This is a genomic window from Rhodococcus sp. WB9 (assembly GCF_007558985.1).
In the GTDB taxonomy this organism is placed as follows: Bacteria; Actinomycetota; Actinomycetes; order Mycobacteriales; family Mycobacteriaceae; genus Rhodococcus_F; species Rhodococcus_F opacus.
This window is the reverse complement of the sequence record NZ_CP041769.1, coordinates 957,387-975,915: the sequence shown is the minus strand read 5'-3', so window position 1 is coordinate 975,915 and position 18,529 is coordinate 957,387. Positions and strand designations below refer to the sequence as shown.

At 68.6% G+C, this 18,529-nt stretch carries 17 protein-coding genes; 6 read left to right on the top strand and 11 right to left on the bottom strand.

All coding sequences use genetic code 11. The features are described from left to right. Window positions 1-73 precede the first annotated feature (73 nt). Window positions 74-1,183 (top strand): NAD(P)/FAD-dependent oxidoreductase, encoded by a 1,110-nt coding sequence (locus FND50_RS04695; protein WP_144284910.1) that lies wholly within the window; start codon window positions 74-76, stop codon window positions 1,181-1,183. On the opposite strand, the gene FND50_RS04690 is transcribed toward FND50_RS04695, so the two are convergent. The 6 genes from FND50_RS04690 to FND50_RS04665 all read right to left on the bottom strand — a co-directional run bounded on the left by FND50_RS04690 (window position 1,155) and on the right by FND50_RS04665 (window position 8,189). Continuing rightward, a complete protein-coding gene (locus FND50_RS04690) occupies window positions 1,155-2,324 on the bottom strand; it encodes a lipid-transfer protein (RefSeq protein ID WP_144284909.1) in 1,170 nt (389 codons plus the stop codon). The two genes, FND50_RS04695 and FND50_RS04690, sit on opposite strands and share 29 nt — an antisense overlap. Continuing rightward, the gene (locus FND50_RS04685) at window positions 2,321-2,743 is read right to left on the bottom strand and encodes a MaoC family dehydratase (RefSeq protein WP_144284908.1); all 423 of its coding nucleotides are present in this window, start codon (window positions 2,741-2,743) and stop codon (window positions 2,321-2,323) included. The genes FND50_RS04690 and FND50_RS04685 overlap by 4 nt, the downstream gene beginning before the upstream one ends. Beyond that, window positions 2,740-3,750, bottom strand: coding sequence for a bifunctional MaoC family dehydratase N-terminal/OB-fold nucleic acid binding domain-containing protein (locus tag FND50_RS04680; RefSeq protein WP_144284907.1), 1,011 nt, complete (start codon window positions 3,748-3,750; stop codon window positions 2,740-2,742). Before FND50_RS04680 ends, FND50_RS04685 begins: the two co-directional genes overlap by 4 nt. A gap of 14 nt (window positions 3,751-3,764) precedes the next feature. Further along, complete coding sequence (locus FND50_RS04675) at window positions 3,765-4,916, bottom strand: acyl-CoA dehydrogenase family protein (protein ID WP_144284906.1); 1,152 nt, start codon at window positions 4,914-4,916, stop codon at window positions 3,765-3,767. Continuing rightward, a complete protein-coding gene (locus FND50_RS04670; RefSeq protein ID WP_144284905.1) occupies window positions 4,901-5,941 on the bottom strand; it encodes an acyl-CoA dehydrogenase family protein in 1,041 nt (346 codons plus the stop codon). The genes FND50_RS04675 and FND50_RS04670 overlap by 16 nt, the downstream gene beginning before the upstream one ends. Before the next feature lie 82 nt (window positions 5,942-6,023). Continuing rightward, entirely contained in the window at window positions 6,024-8,189 is a 2,166-nt protein-coding gene (locus FND50_RS04665) for an acyl-CoA dehydrogenase (RefSeq protein WP_144284904.1), read from the bottom strand. Window positions 8,190-8,283: 94 nt separating this feature from the next. On the opposite strand from FND50_RS04665, the gene kstR reads away from it, so the two are divergent. Next, complete coding sequence (kstR, locus tag FND50_RS04660; protein ID WP_005566090.1) at window positions 8,284-8,922, top strand: cholesterol catabolism transcriptional regulator KstR; 639 nt, start codon at window positions 8,284-8,286, stop codon at window positions 8,920-8,922. A gap of 68 nt (window positions 8,923-8,990) precedes the next feature. Continuing rightward, the gene (otsB, locus tag FND50_RS04655) at window positions 8,991-11,531 is read left to right on the top strand and encodes a trehalose-phosphatase (protein WP_144284903.1); all 2,541 of its coding nucleotides are present in this window, start codon (window positions 8,991-8,993) and stop codon (window positions 11,529-11,531) included. A 19-nt stretch (window positions 11,532-11,550) separates the two neighbouring features. On the opposite strand, the gene FND50_RS04650 is transcribed toward otsB, so the two are convergent. Then, window positions 11,551-12,639, bottom strand: coding sequence for a substrate-binding domain-containing protein (locus FND50_RS04650; RefSeq protein WP_005265175.1), 1,089 nt, complete (start codon window positions 12,637-12,639; stop codon window positions 11,551-11,553). Window positions 12,640-12,777: 138 nt separating this feature from the next. Between FND50_RS04650 and FND50_RS04645 the strand changes: the two genes are divergently transcribed. Genes FND50_RS04645 through FND50_RS04635 form a run of 3 tightly spaced genes read left to right on the top strand, consistent with a single transcriptional unit; the run spans window position 12,778 to window position 15,516 of the window. Beyond that, the gene (locus FND50_RS04645) at window positions 12,778-13,734 is read left to right on the top strand and encodes a metal ABC transporter solute-binding protein, Zn/Mn family (protein WP_144284902.1); all 957 of its coding nucleotides are present in this window, start codon (window positions 12,778-12,780) and stop codon (window positions 13,732-13,734) included. 13 nt (window positions 13,735-13,747) lie between these two features. Continuing rightward, entirely contained in the window at window positions 13,748-14,626 is an 879-nt protein-coding gene (locus FND50_RS04640; RefSeq protein ID WP_005265173.1) for a metal ABC transporter ATP-binding protein, read from the top strand. Then, window positions 14,623-15,516 (top strand): metal ABC transporter permease, encoded by an 894-nt coding sequence (locus FND50_RS04635; protein ID WP_005265172.1) that lies wholly within the window; start codon window positions 14,623-14,625, stop codon window positions 15,514-15,516. Before FND50_RS04640 ends, FND50_RS04635 begins: the two co-directional genes overlap by 4 nt. Window positions 15,517-15,522: 6 nt before the next feature. Here FND50_RS04635 and FND50_RS04630 read toward each other — a convergent pair whose 3' ends face one another. The 4 genes from FND50_RS04630 to FND50_RS04615 all read right to left on the bottom strand — a co-directional run bounded on the left by FND50_RS04630 (window position 15,523) and on the right by FND50_RS04615 (window position 18,449). Continuing rightward, window positions 15,523-16,059, bottom strand: a complete 537-nt coding sequence (locus FND50_RS04630) for a DUF3558 domain-containing protein (protein WP_144284901.1) — start codon at window positions 16,057-16,059, stop codon at window positions 15,523-15,525. Then, the gene (locus FND50_RS04625; protein WP_144284900.1) at window positions 16,056-16,469 is read right to left on the bottom strand and encodes a hypothetical protein; all 414 of its coding nucleotides are present in this window, start codon (window positions 16,467-16,469) and stop codon (window positions 16,056-16,058) included. Before FND50_RS04625 ends, FND50_RS04630 begins: the two co-directional genes overlap by 4 nt. A 64-nt stretch (window positions 16,470-16,533) precedes the next feature. Beyond that, window positions 16,534-17,295, bottom strand: a complete 762-nt coding sequence (locus FND50_RS04620) for an ESX secretion-associated protein EspG (protein ID WP_144284899.1) — start codon at window positions 17,293-17,295, stop codon at window positions 16,534-16,536. Beyond that, entirely contained in the window at window positions 17,292-18,449 is a 1,158-nt protein-coding gene (locus FND50_RS04615; protein WP_144284898.1) for a hypothetical protein, read from the bottom strand. Before FND50_RS04615 ends, FND50_RS04620 begins: the two co-directional genes overlap by 4 nt. Between the last annotated feature and the right edge of the window lie 80 nt (window positions 18,450-18,529).

Genomic DNA, 18,529 nt, shown 5'->3' with positions numbered 1-18,529 from the left:
CGACGCGCCGAGATCGGCCCCGGTCATAGCGTTGAGCATGACCACCGATCACCCGAGGGGAAGAAGGCACACGATGTCCACAGAATGCTTCGACACGATCGTGATCGGTGCCGGACAGGCCGGCCTCGCCACCGGTTACCACCTCACAAGATGCGGGCAGCGGTTCGTGATCCTCGACGCTCACGATCGCGTCGGGGACGTGTGGCGGGAGCGGTTCGACTCGCTCCGGCTCTACAGTCCCGCCCGGTATGACGGTCTGCCCGGCTGGGGAATTCCCGCCCGGGGTTGGTCCTGGCCCGGTAAGGACGAGGTGGCCGACTACTTCGAGGCCTACGCGGCGCGATTCGCGCTGCCGATCCGGACCGGCACCACCGTCGACGGCCTGTCCCGTGTCGGCGACCGCTACGTCGTCACGGCGGGGACGGACCGATTCGAGGCCGACAACGTCGTCGTCGCCTCCGGAACGTGGCAGTCCCCGGTTCTTCCGGATCTGGCCGAGCGTCTCGACCCCCGGATCCGGCAACTGCATTCGAGCGACTACCGCAATCCGTCGCAACTGCAGGACGGGCCGGTGCTGGTGGTCGGGTGCAGCCACTCCGGCGCGGACATCGCGCTGGAGGTCTCCCGTTCGCATCGCACCACGATCTCCGGACCGGTCCGCGGTGAGGTGCCGTTCGACCTCGAGGGGCGCGCTGCCCACATCGCGATCCCGATCATGTGGTTCATGGCCAATCATGTTCTGACGGAACGCACACCCGTCGGCCGGAAGATGCGCGTCCACGTCCGTTCGGGTGGCGGACCGCTGCTGCGGGTCAAACGAGCCGACCTCGCCGCCGCTGGTGTGGAGCACTTCCCCGCGAAGGTCACCGGCGTCCACGACGGCAGACCGGTCCTCGACGACGGCACCGCACTCGACGTCCGCAACGTCATCTGGTGCACCGGGTTCCGCAAGGACACGTCGTGGATCCAGATCCCCGTCACCGGATCGGACGGGTGGCCCGAACAGTCCCGCGGAGTGTCGCCGGACCATCCCGGACTGTATTTCGTGGGGCTGCCGTTCCTGCAGGCGTTCGCCTCGATGCTCACCGGCGGGGTGGGCAGGGATGCCGGGTATGTCGCGAAACACATTACGCGCAGACGGACTCGGGCCGGACTCAGGCCGTCAGCACCAACCCTGAAGTAGGCACACCGGTCCCGGCGGTGACGAGGACGTTCTGCACGCCGGAGACCTGGTTCACGGACGTGCCACGGATCTGACGCACACCCTCGGCGATGCCGTTCATCCCGTGGATGTAAGCCTCGCCGAGCTGGCCTCCGTGGGTGTTGAGCGGCAGACTGCCGTCGAGGTCGATGGCACCGTCGGCGATGAAGTCCTTGGCCTCACCGCGGCCGCAGAAGCCGAGTTCTTCGAGCTGCATCAATACGTATGGTGTGAAGTGGTCGTAGAGGACGGCCAGATCCATGTCCTGCGGCCCGAGCCCGGCCTGATCCCACAGCTGCCTCCCGACCAACTCCATCTCGGGCAGACCCGCGAGCTCCGGGCGGTAGTAGCTGGTCATGATGTACTGGTCGCTGCCGCTCCCCTGAGCTGCCGCGGCGATCACGGCCGGTTTCTGCTTCAGGTCCTTCGCCCGCTGCGGCGACGTGACCACGATCGCGATGCCGCCGTCGGACTCCTGGCAGCAGTCGAGCAGGTGCAGAGGCTCGGCGATGAACCGGGAGTTCTGGTGGTCCTCGAGGGTGATCGGCTTGCCGTAGAAGAAGGCGTTCGGATTGGTGGCGGCGTGCTTGCGGTCGGTGACCGCGACCCGTCCGAAATCCTCGCTCGTAGCGCCGTATTCGTGCATGTACCGCTGGGCGACCATCGCGACGAACGCCGCCGGCGTCGACAGGCCGTGCGGGTAGGAGAATGCGTTGTCGGTACCCGACGAGTTCACCTGCTGCACCAGACCGGAGTTCACCTGCCCGAACCGCATCCCCGACCGCTCGTTGAACGCCCGGTACGCCACCACGACGTCGGCGACACCGGTGGCCACGGCCATCGCCGCCTGCTGCACGGTCGCGCACGCCGCGCCCCCGCCGTAGTGGATGCGGCTGAAGAACTTCAGGTCCGGAATGCCGACCGAACGAGCTACGGCCGCTTCGGTGTTGGTGTCCATCGTGAAGGACGTCAGACCGTCGACGTCCACGGGGGTCAGCCCGGCGTCGTCCAGCGCCGCGGTGACCGCCTCTGCCGCCAGCCGCAATTCGCTCCGGCCCGAGTTCTTCGAGAAGTCGGTGGCGCCGATCCCGGCGATGACAGCCTTGCCCGACAACCCGCTCATGCACCCGCTCCGTTCGTGCGTCCGTCCAGGACGAGGGTCACCTTCGACGTGATGTGGTCGCCGAGACCGTTCTTCCCGACGACGTCCAGCGTGAGGACGTCGTCGTCCACCGACGCCACCGTGCCGCTCAGCGTGAGGGTGTCGTACGCGTACCACGGAACCCCGAGACGCAACGCGATCGACTTGATCACCGCGTTCGGTCCCGCCCAGTCGGTGACGAACCGCTGCACCAGACCCGTGTCGGTGAGGATGTTGACGAAGATGTCCTTCGACCCGCGTTGCTGCGCCAGGTCGCGGTCGTGGTGGACGTCCTGGAAATCGCGTGTCGCCAGCGCGGCCGAAACGACGAACGTCGGGTCGCCGGTCACCGTCAATTCCGGAAGCGTCGTTCCCACCGCGACATCGAGTGTGGACGTCATGACTGCTCCTTCGCTCCGCGCTGCCACGCGTACAGGGTCCACGGCGTGCCGCCCGTCTCGTCGTCGCCCGGGAAGTCGAGGTAGATCGCCTCCACCGGCATCCCGACCGTCACCTCGGCAGGGTCGACACCGCGCAGCTCACCGAGCATGCGGACGCCTTCCTCCAGTTCGACCAGCGCCACCACGAACGGCAGCGAGCGTCCCGGGACCTTCGGTGCGTGGTGGACCACGTAACTGAACACCGTGCCGCGGCCCGACGCGACGACGTAGTCCGTCGTCTCAGCCTTTTCCTTCCACAGCGCGGGCACCGGCGGGTGCTGCAGCGATCCGTCCTCCCGCTGCTGGATCCGCAACTCGTGCGCGGCAACTCCGTCCCAGAAGAACTGGGTGTCCTGCGAGGCGCTGGGCCGCATCAACTCGGCGGGATCGAGGTCGTCGAAGGACGCGCCCTGACCGTTCGCCGAAGGTGCCACCGGTTCAGCGGGTTTCGGGGCGAACTTCAGGATGCGGAACAGCATCTCGGCCACGACCTCGCCGGTGCCGTCGCCGTTCGCGACCCGCCACAGGCTGCGGGTGGTGAAGAACCACCCCTCACCGAGGCCCGTCTTCTTCGGACCCACGAGGTCCTCGAGGGTCGTGGTGATGGTGACCTCCTCGCCGACCTTCAGGTAGCGGTGGTAGATCTGATCGCAGTTGGTGGCGACGACGGACGTGAACCCGGCCTCGTCGAGGATGGTCGTCATGCGCCCGAGCGGGTCGTCGGGTTGCCGAACCGCGTTCAGCCCCTGCATCGTCCACACCTGCGCCATCGCGGGCGGGGCCACGATGGCGTCGTGTCCGGCTGCCCGCGCCGCCGCCTCGTCGACGTAGATCGGATTCCTGTCGCCGATCGCCTCCACCCAGTTGCGGATCATCGGCAGGTTGATCGGGTCCCGCCCGGGGCGGGGAGCGCTCGGGCCCGCCGACCGGACCTCTTCTGCAGCAGCGAGAATCTGTTCGGAACTCATTTCGCGCGGCGCTCCTATCGCGGGACTCGGGGAAGTTTCAGACCGGCTGTCGCGATCAGCTCGCGCATCACCTCGTTGACACCGCCACCGAACGTGATGACGAGGTTGCGCTTCACCTGCATGTCGAGCCACCTCATGAGGTCGGCGGTCTCCGGCTCGGACGGGTCGCCGTAGCGTCCGACGATCTCCTCGACGAGTCGGCCGATGCGCTGAATACGTTCGGTGGCGAACACTTTCGTCGCGGACGCGTCGGCGATGTCGACGGCGTCCGACTCACTCGACGCCACCTGCCAGTTGAGTAGTTCGTTGAGGCGGAACGTCGCGTGGATCTCGCCGAGCGCGCGACGTACGTCCGGCTCGTCGAGCAGTTCGTGCGCGACGGCCCAGTTGCGGATGCGGTCGTAGAGACCTCCCACCCGGCCTGCCGGTCCGAGCATGACGCGTTCGTGGTTGAGCTGGGTGGTGATCAGTCGCCAGCCATGATTCTCCTCACCGACCAGCATGTCCGCGGGAACCCGGACATCGGAGTAGTAGGTGGCGTTGACGTGATGCGCACCGTCGCACGTGATGATCGGCGTCCAGCTGTAGCCCGGGTCCTTGGTGTCCATGATCAGGATGGAGATGCCGCGGTGACGCGAATCCGCCGAGCCCGTGCGGACGGCGAGCCACAGGTAGTCGGCGTCGTGACCGCCGGTGGTGAAGATCTTCTGCCCGTTGACGACGTACTCGTCACCCACGCGCACGGCCGTGGTCCGCAGCGCCGCGAGGTCGGTGCCCGCGTCCGGTTCGGTGTAGCCGATCGCGAAGTGCACCTCGCCGGCCAGGATCGCGGGAAGGAATTTGCGCTTCTGCTCCGCGGTCCCGTACTTCTGCAGCGTCGGACCCACCGTCTGCAACGTGACCGCGGGCAGCGGCACGTCGGCACGGGTCGCCTCGTTGACGAAGATCTGCTGCTCGATCTCGCCGAAACCGCGGCCCCCGAACTCCACCGGCCAGCCCACCCCGAGCCAGCCGTCCTTGCCCATCCGGCGGATGACCTCGCGGTAGGTGCTGCCGTGGCGCTCCGTGCGCATCACCTCGGCCTCGGCCGGCGAGATCAGCCCGGAGAAGTAGCGCCTCAGTTCCGCTTGCAGCTCACGCTGCTCGTCGGTCAGATCGATGAACACCGGGCCCCCACGAGGTCGAGTCGGTACGAGGCGCCGCCCACGAGGCGGGCCAGGTCTTTGGCGGTCGAGTAGTAGCGGTGCAGCGGGTACGTGACGTCGACGCCGATCCCGCCGTGCAAGTGGTGCAGAACCTGCATGGCGGCAGGCACTTCGGCGGCGATCCAGTACGCCATCACGTCCAGATCGTCCTGGGCGTCCAGGCCCTCGGACACCCGCCAAGACGCCGCGAGCGCCGACACGTGGAGGGTGCGGGACGTGACGTAGACGTCGGCGATCTGCTGCGACACGGCCTGGAACGTGGCGAGCGGCCTACCGAACTGGTGGCGCGTCGCGAGGTGCTCGCCTGCCAGAACCGTTGCGCCCGACAGCAGTCCGTCCGCGACCGCCCCGATCGACGCCAGGGCGATGCGGTACAGCGCCTGCACCGCGTCGTCGCCGGCCGCGAGCAGTTCGCCCCGCGCGCCGTCGAATGTGATCGCGAATTCGGCGCTCCCCGACGCCGAGGGTGTCGGCGTGAGCGTGACGCCGTCCGCGCCCGGGTCCACCAGCACCACCCCGGTGTCCGTGGGCACGAGGATCCGGTGTGCCCGCTCGGCGAACGGGACCGCGAGCACACGCCCGGTGACGGCGTAGCCGTCCCCGTCCGCGACCGCGGTCACCGAGGGCCGTGCCGGGAACTGCGCCCCGGGTTCGGCGAGCGCCGCGGTGAACGTGCGGCCGTCGGCGAGACCGGTGAGCAATGCGTCCTGTTGCGCGTCGTCCCCCAGCGCGACGATGGGCAGCACACCGAATCCGAGCGTTGCGAGGGCCGGGACCTGCGCCGCCTTCCGCCCGACCTCGGTGAGCAGCGCACCGACGTCGGTGACCGAGAGCCCTTCGCCGCCGAGACGTTCCGGCAGCGCGAGGGTCAGCAGGTCGGCGTCGGCGAACGCGGCCCAGAGGGCGTCGCCGTCGAGGTCGCGGGCCAGCAGTCCGGCCGCGACCTGGGCCACGGCCTCCTGGGTTTCGTCTCGAGTGAAGTCCACGCTGACACTCCCACTTTCAATTTAGAACGTGTTCTAGTTGTATCACCATCCCGGACCCCGCGAAAGACCATCGCGACGCGGCTCAGCCCCGCGGCAGCCCGAGAATCCGCTCGGCCGCGACCGTCAGCAGGATCTGCGTCGTTCCGCCCGCGATGGACAGGCAGCGCGTGTTGAGGAATTCCTGCGCCAGCGGACCCTCCACCCAGCCGTCCGCGCCACCGAGTTCCATCGCGAATTCCGCGACCGCCTGCCGTTGGCGGACACCGACCAGCTTGCGGACACTCGATTCGGGTCCGGGATCCTGACCGTCCAGCTGCCGGAGGGTGGTGCGCAGTTCGAGCTGCGAGCCGACGAGCGCATTGCCGATGAGATGCCCGAGTTGGTCGTCGGTCACCGGGTCGCCGTCCCCCGCGAGGGCGAGCAGTTCCTCCATCGCCTCACCGAGCGAGGAGCCTCCACCCATCGCCACCCGCTCGTTCGCCAGCGTGGTGCGGGCCAGTTTCCAGCCGTCGCCGAGATTCCCGACCACCAGCTCGTCCGGCACGAACACCTTCTCGAGATACACCTCGTTGAACAGGGCGTCGCCGGTGATCTCGCGCAGCGGCGAGATGGTGATGCCGGGGCTCGTCATGTCGACGAGGAAGTAGCTGATGCCCTTGTGCTTGGGCGCGCCCCGGTCGGTTCGGGCCAGGCAGATCGCCCAGTCCGCTTCCTGCGCCCTCGACGTCCACACCTTCTGACCGTTCAGCCGCCACCCGCCGTCCACCTTCTCCGCGGACGTCCGCAGCGCCGCGAGGTCGGAGCCGGCGCCGGGTTCGCTGAACAGCTGGCACCAGATGATCTCGCCGCGCAGCGTCGGGGTCGCGAAACGCTCGATCTGCTCGGCGCTGCCGTGCTCGAGGATCGTCGGAACGGCCCACCATCCGATCACGAGGTCGGGTCTGCCGACCCCGGCGGCCGCCAGTTCCTCCTCGATCAGGATCTGCTCCGCGGCCCGCGCACCCCGACCGTAGGGCGCGGGCCAGTGCGGGGCCAGGTAGCCCGATTCCGCGAGGGCCGCGCGTCGCTCCGACTCCGGGCGCGCCACCAGCTCGGCGATCTCGGCGCGGATCTGCGCCCGCTCCTCGTCGAGCCCGGTCAGGTCGATCGACAGATGCCTGCGAACGCCTGCCCTCGTCAGTTCCGTGACCCGCGCCCGCCAGCGGGCGGAGCCGCCGAGCAGCTGCCGCAGTGACGTCGCGCGGCGCAGGTAGAAGTGCGCGTCGTGTTCCCAGGTGAAGCCGATCCCGCCGAGCACTTGGATGCAGTCCTTGGCGGTCTCGACGGCGGCGTCGAGCGTGATCGACGCCGCGACCGCGGCCGCGATCGGCAGCTCGCCGCCGTCCGCCTCCCACGCGTCCTCCGCCGCCACGGCCGCATCCCACGCCGCCGCACCGGACTGTTCGACGCGGCACAGCATCTCGGCGCACAGATGCTTGATCGCCTGGAACGATCCGATGGGTTTGCCGAACTGCTCGCGAATCTTGGCGTACTCCACCGCCGTTCGCAGACACCAGGCCGCGATCCCGGACGCCTCCGCCGCGGCGAGTGTCGCGGCGAGGTCGGGCACGAGCCCGTCCGGCACCCCCGCGAGCACCCGGTCGGCGGCGACCGCCACACGATCGCACCGCACTCGCGCGAGCGGGCGGCTCTTGTCGATCGTGTCGGCGACCGTGATGTCCAGGCCGTCGGATTCACCGTCGACCAGACACCACACGACGCCGTCGCCCGCGTCGGCAGGCAGCAGCACGGACACCCCCGTGTCACCGCCGATCGCGAAGCCCGCATCGCCGGTGAGCGTCAGCCCGCCGTCGGCCCCGAGCGTTGCGTTCACCGGGGAGTTGCTGCCGAGAGCCACCGCGCACGGCATCGCGCCATCGGCGACGTCCTCGGACCACCGTTTCGCGGCGGCGCCGGAGCTGCGGCCGACGATCACAGCGGCGAGAGCGGTCGAGAGAACAGGACCCGGGACGAGTTCGGTCGCGGCCTGTTCGAGCATCGCGGCGAGATCGACGATCTCCGCTCCCGACCCACCGACCTCGTCGGGCACGGCGACCGAGAAAATTCCGAGCGAGGCGAAGGACTGCCACGACGTCCGCCACGAATCTGCTGGTCCTTGCCGTACTGTGACCAGCGGGTCCGTGGACCGCGCCCAAGCCTGGATCGAACCCGCTGCAGCCCTCTGTTCCTCGGTGGTGGCGATTGTCACAACGGGTATCCGCCTCTCCTGAATGACACATTCGTCTAGAACGTGTTCTAATATGACACCTGGCCATGAGTCAAGGCGCGAAGGAAAAAAGGTAATGACGACCAGCTCTCGATCACGGTCCACGACGGTCGCTGCGGCGACGCTGGGCGAGGACGATCTCAGTTCCAACGCGCAGAAGGAACGGCGCAAGCGGATCCTCGACGCGACCCTGGCCCTGGCCTCCAAGGGCGGATACGAAGCCGTGCAGATGCGGGCCGTCGCCGAACGCGCCGACGTCGCCGTGGGGACGTTGTACCGCTACTTCCCGTCCAAGGTGCACCTGCTGGTGTCGGCGCTCGCCCGCGAGTTCGAGCGGATCGACTCTCGGGGAAAGAACCCGCCGGGCCGGAACCCGCTCGAGCGGATGCAGCTGATCCTCAGCCAGATCACCCGGGCCATGCAGCGCGATCCACTGCTGACCGAGGCCATGACGCGCGCCTTCATGTTCGCCGACGCGTCCGCCGCCGCCGAGGTCGATCAGGTGGGCAAGCTGATGGACCGTCTGTTCGCCCGCGCGATGACGGACACCGAGCCCACCGAAGACCAGTTGGCCGTCGCCCGCGTCATCTCCGACGTGTGGCTGTCGAACCTGGTGGCCTGGCTCACCCGCCGCTCGTCCGCGACCGATGTCGCGAATCGCCTCGAACTCACCGTCGAACTGCTGCTCGGTGACGGAAGCCGCAGACCCGAATAGGACGCGATCGGGGCACACCCCCGACCGACAACGCGCTCACAGCCGTCACATCCCCTAGATTTGAACATGTGAGCGCCCATGATCTGCCCATCGAACTTCGTCGTGCCCTCTCGCGGGTTGCGCGGACCCCTCGCCTGCTCGTCGCTTCCGATTACGACGGCACGATGGCCCCCATCGTCTCCGACCCCGAGAAGGCGTTCCCCCACGCCGAATCGGTGCGCGCTCTCCGCGCCCTGGCCAGCCTCGCCGGAACGACGGCGGCCGTGATCTCGGGCCGAGCACTCAAGGACCTCGCCGCACTGTCACGGCTGCCCGCCGAGGTTCAACTGGTCGGCAGCCACGGCTCGGAATTCGACATCGGGTTCATCCATGCGATCGACGCCGACGCCAAGAAACTTCTCGGTGAGATCACCGAGGAACTCACCCGGATCGCCACGCTGCACGCCGGCACGTCGGTGGAAGCGAAGCCGGCGAGCGTCGCCCTCCACGTCCGCAACGCCGACGCGGAGGAAGGCGCCCTGGCCCTGGCCGCGGTGCGCGCCGACGCCGGACAGCGGGTGGGCGTGCAGGTCACCGAGGGCAAGTCCGTCATCGAACTGGCCGTCGTCGCCACCGACAAGGGCCATGCACTCGACCTGATCCGCCACCAGGATGGTGCGACGGCAGCCGTCTTCGTCGGCGACGACGTCACCGACGAGAAGGCGTTCGCCCGCCTCCAGGGCCCCGACCTCGGCGTGAAGGTGGGCCCCGGCGAAAGCCTCGCCGAATTCCGGGTCTCGACCACCGAAGACGTGGCCACGGCCCTCGCGTTCCTGCTCGACGAGCGCCGCACCTGGCTGTCCGGGGCACACGCCCCGCCGATCGAGCGCCTCACCATGCTCGCCAGCCCGCGGACCGTCGCCCTCGTCACCCCCGACGCGACCCTCACCTGGCTGTGTCATCCCGAACCCGACTCGGCGTCCGTGTTCGCGCATCTGCTCGGCGGACCGGAAGCCGGCCACTTCAGCGTCGGCCCGCACCGCAGCGCGCTGCCGCTGAGCCAGCGGTACATCGACAGCACCATGACCGTGCAGACACGGTGGGCCAGCCTGTCCGTCACCGACTACCTGCCGCACGACGTCCGCCAGGGCCGCACCGACCTGACCCGGGTGATCAGCGGGCAGGCCGCCGCCGTCGTGACGTTCGCACCGCGGCCCGAGTTCGGGCAGGGCCAGGTCATCCTCGAGGCGGTCTCCGAGGGACTGCGGGTGCACGGCACCAACGAGCCGATCGTGCTGCGCTCCCCCGGCGTGCAGTGGAACGTCACGTCCGACGGCAACCAGCAGACCGCGCATGCTGTCGTCGACCCGTCCGGCGGCGATGTCGTCCTGGAATTGCGGTGCGGCACCGAAGAACTCGGACCGTCGGAGACGCCCGAGGAGGAGCGCCGCGCACTGGCCGAATCGTACTGGTCGGACTGGGCGAAGGGCCTCACCCTGCCCACGCTCAAACCCGACCTGATGAAGCGCTCCGCGCTCACCCTCCGCGGCCTGGTGCACGTCGACTCCGGAGCGATCATGGCGGCCGCCACCACCTCGCTGCCCGAGGAAATCGGCGGCGTCCGCAACTGGGACTACCGCTACTGCTGGCTGCGTGACGCGGCGCTCACCGCATCCGCGCTCGTCAGTCTCGGTTCCCTCAGCGAGGCCGAGGGCTACCTCGACTGGGTGCACGACGTCCTCGAGACGCTGCCCGGCCCCGAACGCCTGCACCCCCTCTACACGCTGCACGGTGGCGGTCTGCCGCCCGAGGCCGTCATCGACTCGCTGCCCGGCTACGCGGGCTCGCGGCCGGTGCGCATCGGTAACGCGGCCAACCAGCAGGTGCAACTCGACGTGTTCGGACCCATCGTCGAGCTCATCCACGACCTGTCCCACGCCCGCGAGAAGCAGGGCGCCCTGGTGGCGCTCAACGACCGCGACTGGGAACTGGTCTGCGCGATGGTCGAGGCCGTCGAACGTCGCTGGTTCGAACCCGATCACGGCATCTGGGAGATCCGCGACAACCCACGTCACCACGTGTACTCCAAGGTGATGGGCTGGGTCACCGTCGACCGCGCGGTGGCCTTGGCCGAGCACTTCGGCCGCGACGTCGAGCCCGGCTGGACGCCGTTGCGCGACAAGATCGCCGAGGAGGTGCGCGAGAAGGGCTGGAAGGACGAGGTCCGCTCGTTCACCGCCGCCTACGACGGCACCGACCTCGACGCCGCCACCCTGTACATCGGGCTGTCCGGGCTGATCGACCCGTCCGACGAGAAGTTCGCCGCCACCGTCACGGCCACCGAGGCGGAATTGCGCAGCGGTTCGACCGTGTACCGGTACCACCACGACGACGGACTGCCCGGCACCGAGGGCGGGTTCCACCTCTGCGCTGCGTGGCTGGTCGAGGCGTACCTGCTGATCGGTCAGCGGTCGCAGGCGGAGGCGTTGTTCGCGCAACTGGTCGACGCCGCCGGGCCGACCGGACTGCTCAGCGAGGAGTACGACCCCGTGGCCGAGCGGTCGCTGGGCAACCACCCCCAGGCGTACAGCCACCTGGGACTGCTGCGCTGCGCTCAGCTCCTGGCCTAGCGCGTATGGGAGGGCCGGGTCAGCGCTTGACGGGCCCGGCCGTCGAACCCCGCAGCAGTTCGGTCTCGAGCATCTCGACGGTCGCGACGCCGGAGTGCGACGGGGACATGAGCAGGGCGCCTGCCCGGCGACCCTTCTCCTCCTGGGGTTGCCGGACGGTGGTCAGCCCCTCGCGCAGTGCGTCGTCGACTCCGTCGAATCCGGTGATCGACAGCCTGCCGGGCACGTCGATGCCCTGCCAGCGCGCCCAGTCCAGCGCGCCGAGCGCGAGGACGTCGGTGGTGCACACGAGTGCGGTGATCCGCGGATTCACACCGAGTGCCTGCGCGGCAGCGGCGTGCCCCGACTTGCCGGTGTGCTCGAACCGCTCGACGACGGTCAGCGTCCGAGGGTCCAGGCCGGCGTCGGACATGGCGTCGCGCACTCCCTCGATGCGTTCGCGCTGGACGTGGAAGTTCGGTGACCGCAAACGTTCGGCATCGGCGACCCCGTCCGAGCGGTCACGCCCCAGCCTCATGCTCAGCACGCCGATGTCGCGGTGGCCGAGCCCGATCAGATAGTCGGCGAGGCCCCGCATCGCGCCGCGGTCGTCGATGCCGACGAGCGACGCACCCGGGATCTCCCGGGGCTGATCGCACACGACCATCGGCAGGTGACGCTCGCACACCGCCGCGAGGTACGGGTCGTCGTCCGCCACCGAGTACACGACGAACCCGTCGACGCCCGCCTGCTGCACGACCGCGGCGGCATCCGCCTCCTCCCGACCCGGGCCCGCCGGGATCAGGAGCAGACCCTGCCCGGCGGCCTCGCACGACTCGGCCAGTCCGGACAGAAAGCTCATCGCGGCGGGGTCGCGGAAGGAGTAGCTGAGGGCCTCGGTGAGCAGCAGTCCGACGGCACCGGCCTTGCGGGTGCGCAGGGATCGGGCCACCGGGTCGGGGCCGGGATAGCCGCGGCGCTTCGCCGCCTGCAGCACCCGATCGCGCAGTTCCGCGGAGAGTTGATCCGGCCGGTTGTAAGCGTTGGACACCGTCGTTCGCGAAATATTGAGCTCGGCCGCGAGCGACGCCAGCGTGGCTTGGCGACGAGGCTGTCGAGACCTGGGCATAGGGGGACGTTAGTACCTGGCCCGCGTTCGGGCGCGTCGGGGCTGCACCGAAAGTGCACTACCAGGACCTATCCGCTAAAGTGCAACGGTAACGGTTTCCAATAGCGTTTAGCGTTCGTCTTCGGTCAGGAGTTTTCTGTGCGCGCTTCCTCAGGTTTTCGTGCCGCCACGGCGGCCGTCGGGCTGTCGTTCGCCGCGGCCCTCACCCTCACCGCATGCAGCTCCGACACGACCGGCGACGGCACACTGACGGTCGTCGCGTCGACGAACGTGTGGGGCAGCGTCGCGCAGGCCGTCGCCGGCGACAAGGTGGACGTCACCTCGATCATCACCGAACCGTCGTCCGACCCGCACTCGTTCGAGGCGAGCCCCACCGACGCCGCCGAGCTCACCGACGCCTCCCTTATCGTGTACAACGGCGGCGGGTACGACCACTTCGTCGACGACATCATCGGCACCGGCAACAGCGACCAGCTCACGGTCAACGCGTTCGACCTCCGCGAGGACGGCGCACACGCGGGCGAGGACGAGCACTCGGACGGCGGTGACTCGCCCGAGGGCCACGACCACGGCGACGTGAACGAACACGTGTGGTTCGACGTCGACACCGTCGACGCCACCGCGCAGTCCATCGCGGACAAGCTCGGCCAACTCGACCCCGACAACGCCGACGCCTACCAGGCCAACGCCGCCACCTTCCACGGCCAGCTCGAGCAGATCTCCGCGATCACCGACGGCATCGCGGCAGCGCACAAAGACGCACCCGTCGCCCAGACCGAACCGATCGCTTACTACCTGCTGCAGTCCGCGGGCCTGAAGGACGTCACCCCTCCCGACTTCACGAGCGCAATCGAGAACGGCAACGACCCCGCACCCGCCGCCATCGCCGCGACGCGACAGCTGCTCACCGACAAGCAGGTGCAGGCCCTCGTCTACAACGTGCAGACGCAGGACCGGGTCACCCAGGACGTGCGGGCCACGGCCGAGGCGGCGGGCATCCCCGTCGTCGAGGTGACCGAAACCCTGCCCGAAGGCCTGGACTACATTCAGTGGCAGACCAACACCGCCGAGTCGCTTGCTGCGGCTCTGCAATAGAACTGATCGGCTTGTGACAGAACCCACTTCGAAGAACGCCGGCAACGGTCACGTCCCCGCACTGGAATTGACGGGGGCGCGACTGTCCTTCGGCGAACGCACACTCTGGCAGAACCTCGACCTCACCGTGGAACCCGGCGAATTCGTCGCCGTCCTCGGACCCAACGGGTCGGGCAAGACGTCGCTGCTGAAGGTGCTGCTCGGCCAACTCGCCCTCAGCTCCGGCACCGCGCGCATCGCCGGATCCCCGGCGCGGAAGGGCAATTCGCACGTCGGGTACATCCCCCAGCAGAAGTCGCTCGACGACGGGCTGCCGCTGCGGGGCCGCGACCTCGTCGGGCTCGGCGTCGACGGCCACCAGTGGGGCACCGGCATCCTCCGGCGAGGCCGGCGCCGGGCGATCGTCGACGCGGCCGTCGCCGAAGTCGGCGCCCAGAACTACGCGGACGCCCCGATCGGTTCCATGTCCGGCGGTGAGCAGCAACGACTGCGGATCGCGCAGGCCCTCGTCGGCAACCCCCAGATCCTGCTGTGCGACGAACCGCTGCTCAGCCTCGACCTGGCCAACCAGAATCTCGTGTCGGGACTCATCGACCGGCGGCGCCGCACCCACGACACCGCGGTGCTGTTCGTCACCCACGAGATCAACCCGATCCTCCCCCTCGTCGACCGCGTGCTCTACCTCGTCGACGGACAGTTCCGCATCGGCAAACCCGAAGAGGTCATGACGTCGGAGGTGCTGTCCGAGCTGTACCGCACCGACGTCGAGGTACTGCACGTACGCGGCCGCCTCGTCGTGATCGGCACCGGCGACGCCATCGACGCGCTCGGCAGCGCGGGCGGCCTCCGCCCCGGTGAGGGTGTGCACCACACGGACGAGGGGCACGCATGAGCAACAAATTCACCGACGCGATGTCACGCATGTTCGACGTCTCGGCCACCGTCGACCTCCTGCAATACGACTTCGTCCAGCAAGCGTTGATCGCCGGCGCCATCCTCGGCCTGCTGGCAGGAGCGATCGGACCGCTGATCGTGAGCAGGCAGATGTCGTTCGCCGTGCACGGCACGAGCGAGCTGTCGCTGACCGGCGCGTCGGCGGCCCTGCTCATCGGCGTCAGCGTCGGGGCCGGCGCCATCGCCGGGTCGGTGGTCGCAGCGGTCCTGTTCGGGCTGCTCGGCGCGAAGGCCCGCGACCGCGACTCCGTGATCGGCGTGATCATGGCATTCGGGCTCGGTCTGTCGGTGCTGTTCATCTGGTCGTACCAAGGGCGCACCGGCACCAGCTTCTCCCTGCTGATCGGCCAGATCGTGGCACCCGGAGACAGCGGCCTCCAGCTGCTGCTGCTCTGCGCCGTGCTGGTCATCGGGGTCCTCGGCCTGATCTACCGCCCCCTCCTCTTCGCGAGCACCGACCCCGACGTCGCCGAGGCCCGCGGCGTCCCGGTGCGTGCGCTGTCGATCGTGTTCGCCGTCCTCGTCGGCATCACAGCCGCCCTCGGCGTCCAGATCGTCGGGGCCCTGCTGGTGATGGCGCTGCTCATCACCCCCGCCGCGGCCGCCGCCTACGTCACCGCCAGCCCACTGAAGGCCACGATCCTGTCGATCGTGTTCGCCGAACTCGCCGCCGTCGGCGGCATCCTGCTGTCCCTCGCACCCGGAGTGCCCGTATCGAGCTTCGTCACCACGATCTCGTTCGTCATCTACCTTGTGTGCCGGCTCAGCGGATCCTCACGGCGCAAGAACGCCGGACGCATCACCCCCACCCACGCACACACGCACTGAGCCGTCCTACAAGTGGTCGGGGAAATAAGGCGCCAACGTCGTCGCCACCCTCGTCGCCTGATCGCACGCCGCGTCGACTGTTGTGAAATCCTCCAACTCGCTGTACCCGATCATGAACTCGAGAATCCCCGGCTCGATCGCCACCGACACCGTGCACGCACTACCGCCACGGAAATCCGACACCAGAGCACGCCGCCCGCCGATCTCCGTCTCACTCAGGACGTCGAAGCGGTCGTCGCTCCTCACGCTGTCGGGCGCTTCACCGATTGCCGAAACGACGATCCCTGAATACGAATCTTGCGACTGAAATCCGCAGCCGAAGTTCTTAGGATTGTCGCGATCCGGCATGCGGTCGGGTGGCCGGGCATCCAGGCGGACAGCCGCGAGGGCTTCCGAGGAGAATCCGTCGCACGGATGGAATGTGATCTCAGGGACTGGCGTCTCGTCCGCCTGACCGCCGACCGGCTCCGCACAGCCACCAGCGACCAATACGCCCATGGCAATTACGACCGGCAATGCGAAGCGCCGGACGCGAGTATTCACAGCTCAGATCCTGCGGTTCCGAGGCGTGCAGCGATGGCATCATCCTGCGCGGTATAGCTGGCGAGAACTGCTTCGAACATCGATTTCATATCCTTCACGTACGACTGATGCGCGGTGAGCAATCCGACCGCAGTGTTCGCTATGCCGATGCCGCCTCCCCCGATTGCTTTCTCGTCGAATTTGCGCGCCAACTCCCGCGCGGACTCGATGTCTTTCTCACCGATACCCAAGTCCGTTGCGCGCAGTTCGTGGCGCGCCCGGTTTGCGAGTTCCCCCATGCGCCGCGCGTGGTCATCGCACAGCTTGATGCACTGCTCTATGCCGGCGGGGTCGAGTTCGAGCCTGCCTCCCCCGACGACGTTCTCGGTGAAAGCCTTCCATCCGGCTTCCGGTGCTTCTGGCCCCGCCATGTCGGTGTCCCCTCCGTGTGTCCTGCTGTGTCCCCACCTGTGCAATCGCCCGGCGCGTGGCAATCTACCAACCGCGGGCACCGACCGACCCTGCTCGGGGAGTGGTAGCGACCCTGATCAGGGTGTCGAGCGACGATACGAGCTGTTCGGGGCCTGCCGGGGGCGCGGCGGCGGGATCGTGCGGTCCGATCACGTAGCGTCCGTCGCCGGCGATGTCGATCCATTGCATGACGCCGACGTCCCTGCCGCTGCCGTAGCGGGGGCCGCGGAAGACCCGGATCTTCCCGCGGCCCGCGTAGCCCTTCTGCACGGCAGATTCGAGTCGCGGGGCGGGGGCCACCCCGTTGACCTCCTGCAGGATTCCCTGGGAGAAGTGGGCGTCTTCCGCGTCCCGCCGCTGGAACCGGCGTCGGCCGGCGGCGTTCTGCGGGATCAGCCCGATCAGTTGGGCGCCCAGTCGCCCGGCCGCACCGGCGCCGATCACCACGTCGCCACCGATCTGCGGTGCCCGGCCGGGGAGTTGCGAAGCGATCACCACCCATTGCCGGTGTTGCGCACCGATGATGCGGATCGGGGTCTCGTCGGCGGTTGCACCTGAGACCTCGACATACACCTCGGGTTCGGCGAGCACGCCCAACGCCGACCTCACATCGTCGTGCTCGGCTCCAGCGAAGGCTTCGCGTATCCGGTTCTGCTCGGCGACATATGCATTGAGCCCGGGGTGCGCGCTCACGATTCGGAGCGGGTACGGGGTGCGATCCTGCCCGGTGCCGGCCCACAGTGCGTCGAACAGTTCGGGACGCAGCCGCCAATTGCGCATGTTCATGCGCCGATCACCGGCGGTGAGACGAGGGGCAGTTTGCCGATCAACTCGTTACCGTTGTCGAGGGTGATCAGGTAGTCGGGCGTCTTGTGTTCCTTGTCCTCGCCGCCGCCCCTGCCGGCTCCTCCGCCGCCCATCATTCCCCCACCAATCGGGCCGGTACCCCGCATTCCGGCACCCGCGCGACCTCCGGCGTTGACCCCCGCGACCCCGGGTGCGGTGCCGGGCCGGGCCACGGCCCCCGGCTGATTCCCGGCGCCGACACCACCGCCGAGTCCGCCGACTCCCAGTCCGCCGCCACCGGAACCCCCACCCACACCTGCGGATCGCAGGCCGGCACCCGAGGATGTATCGGCGCTGGAAGGCATGCCCGACCGGCCTTGTGCCTGATCCCCCGTCACCGAGGCCGGGGCCGTCGTCGCCGGTGTGGTGGCAGCCGACGGCGCGGTTGCTGCATTCTGCTGCGTGCCGTCCGCAGCGGGTGCGCCGTCCACACCAGGCTCGGCGGACGGGTCGCCGACGGGAACGACGCCGGTATTCGGCTGCCCGGTGATCGGTCCGCCGAAGCGATCGCTCGAACTCGGGGTGCCGCTCGCGTAGTCGACACCGGGCCCGCCCGGACCCGAAGGAACGTCGACGATACTCTCCGGCTTCGTGAACAACGGGACGTTGCCGTCCGAGGTCGCGAGTCCGGGGTTGTAGATCGTGGCCATCTTCTCGCGCGCTTCGCCGTCGCGCCGGTAGTACTCGTCCTCGGTGTCCGTGTCCCAGGGCGTCAACTTGTCCCACAGTCCGGTGCCGATGGTTTCGGGAACCTGCGACCGAAGCGACGCGACCGTCTCCGCCAGCGGCGTCAGCGCGTCCGCCACTCCGTGAAGTTGTTCCTGCGCCTGCGGCGCGGAGGTCGAGTACCGCTCGGTCTCTCCGTAGGCCGCCGATGCGGCAGCACCGTGCCAACTCTCGTTGATCGCCTTCTTGATCGCGTCGCTGAACTCGACGATCGCATCGTGGGCCGTCGTCCCCAGTTCGGTCCAGGCTCGTGCGATGCCGCTCACGTGCTCGACATTCATGCCGGCGACGGCGCTGGCAATCCTCGCGTGATCCCACTGGTCCGAGTGAAAGTTCTCGGGATCCTTGATGTATGCCGGGTCGGTCACGTTTCCCCCTCCGATGGCGCAGTCCACCACGCACGGTCAATTGTTCTGACGCAGCAGGACCCTCACCGGTTCCGCCCGCC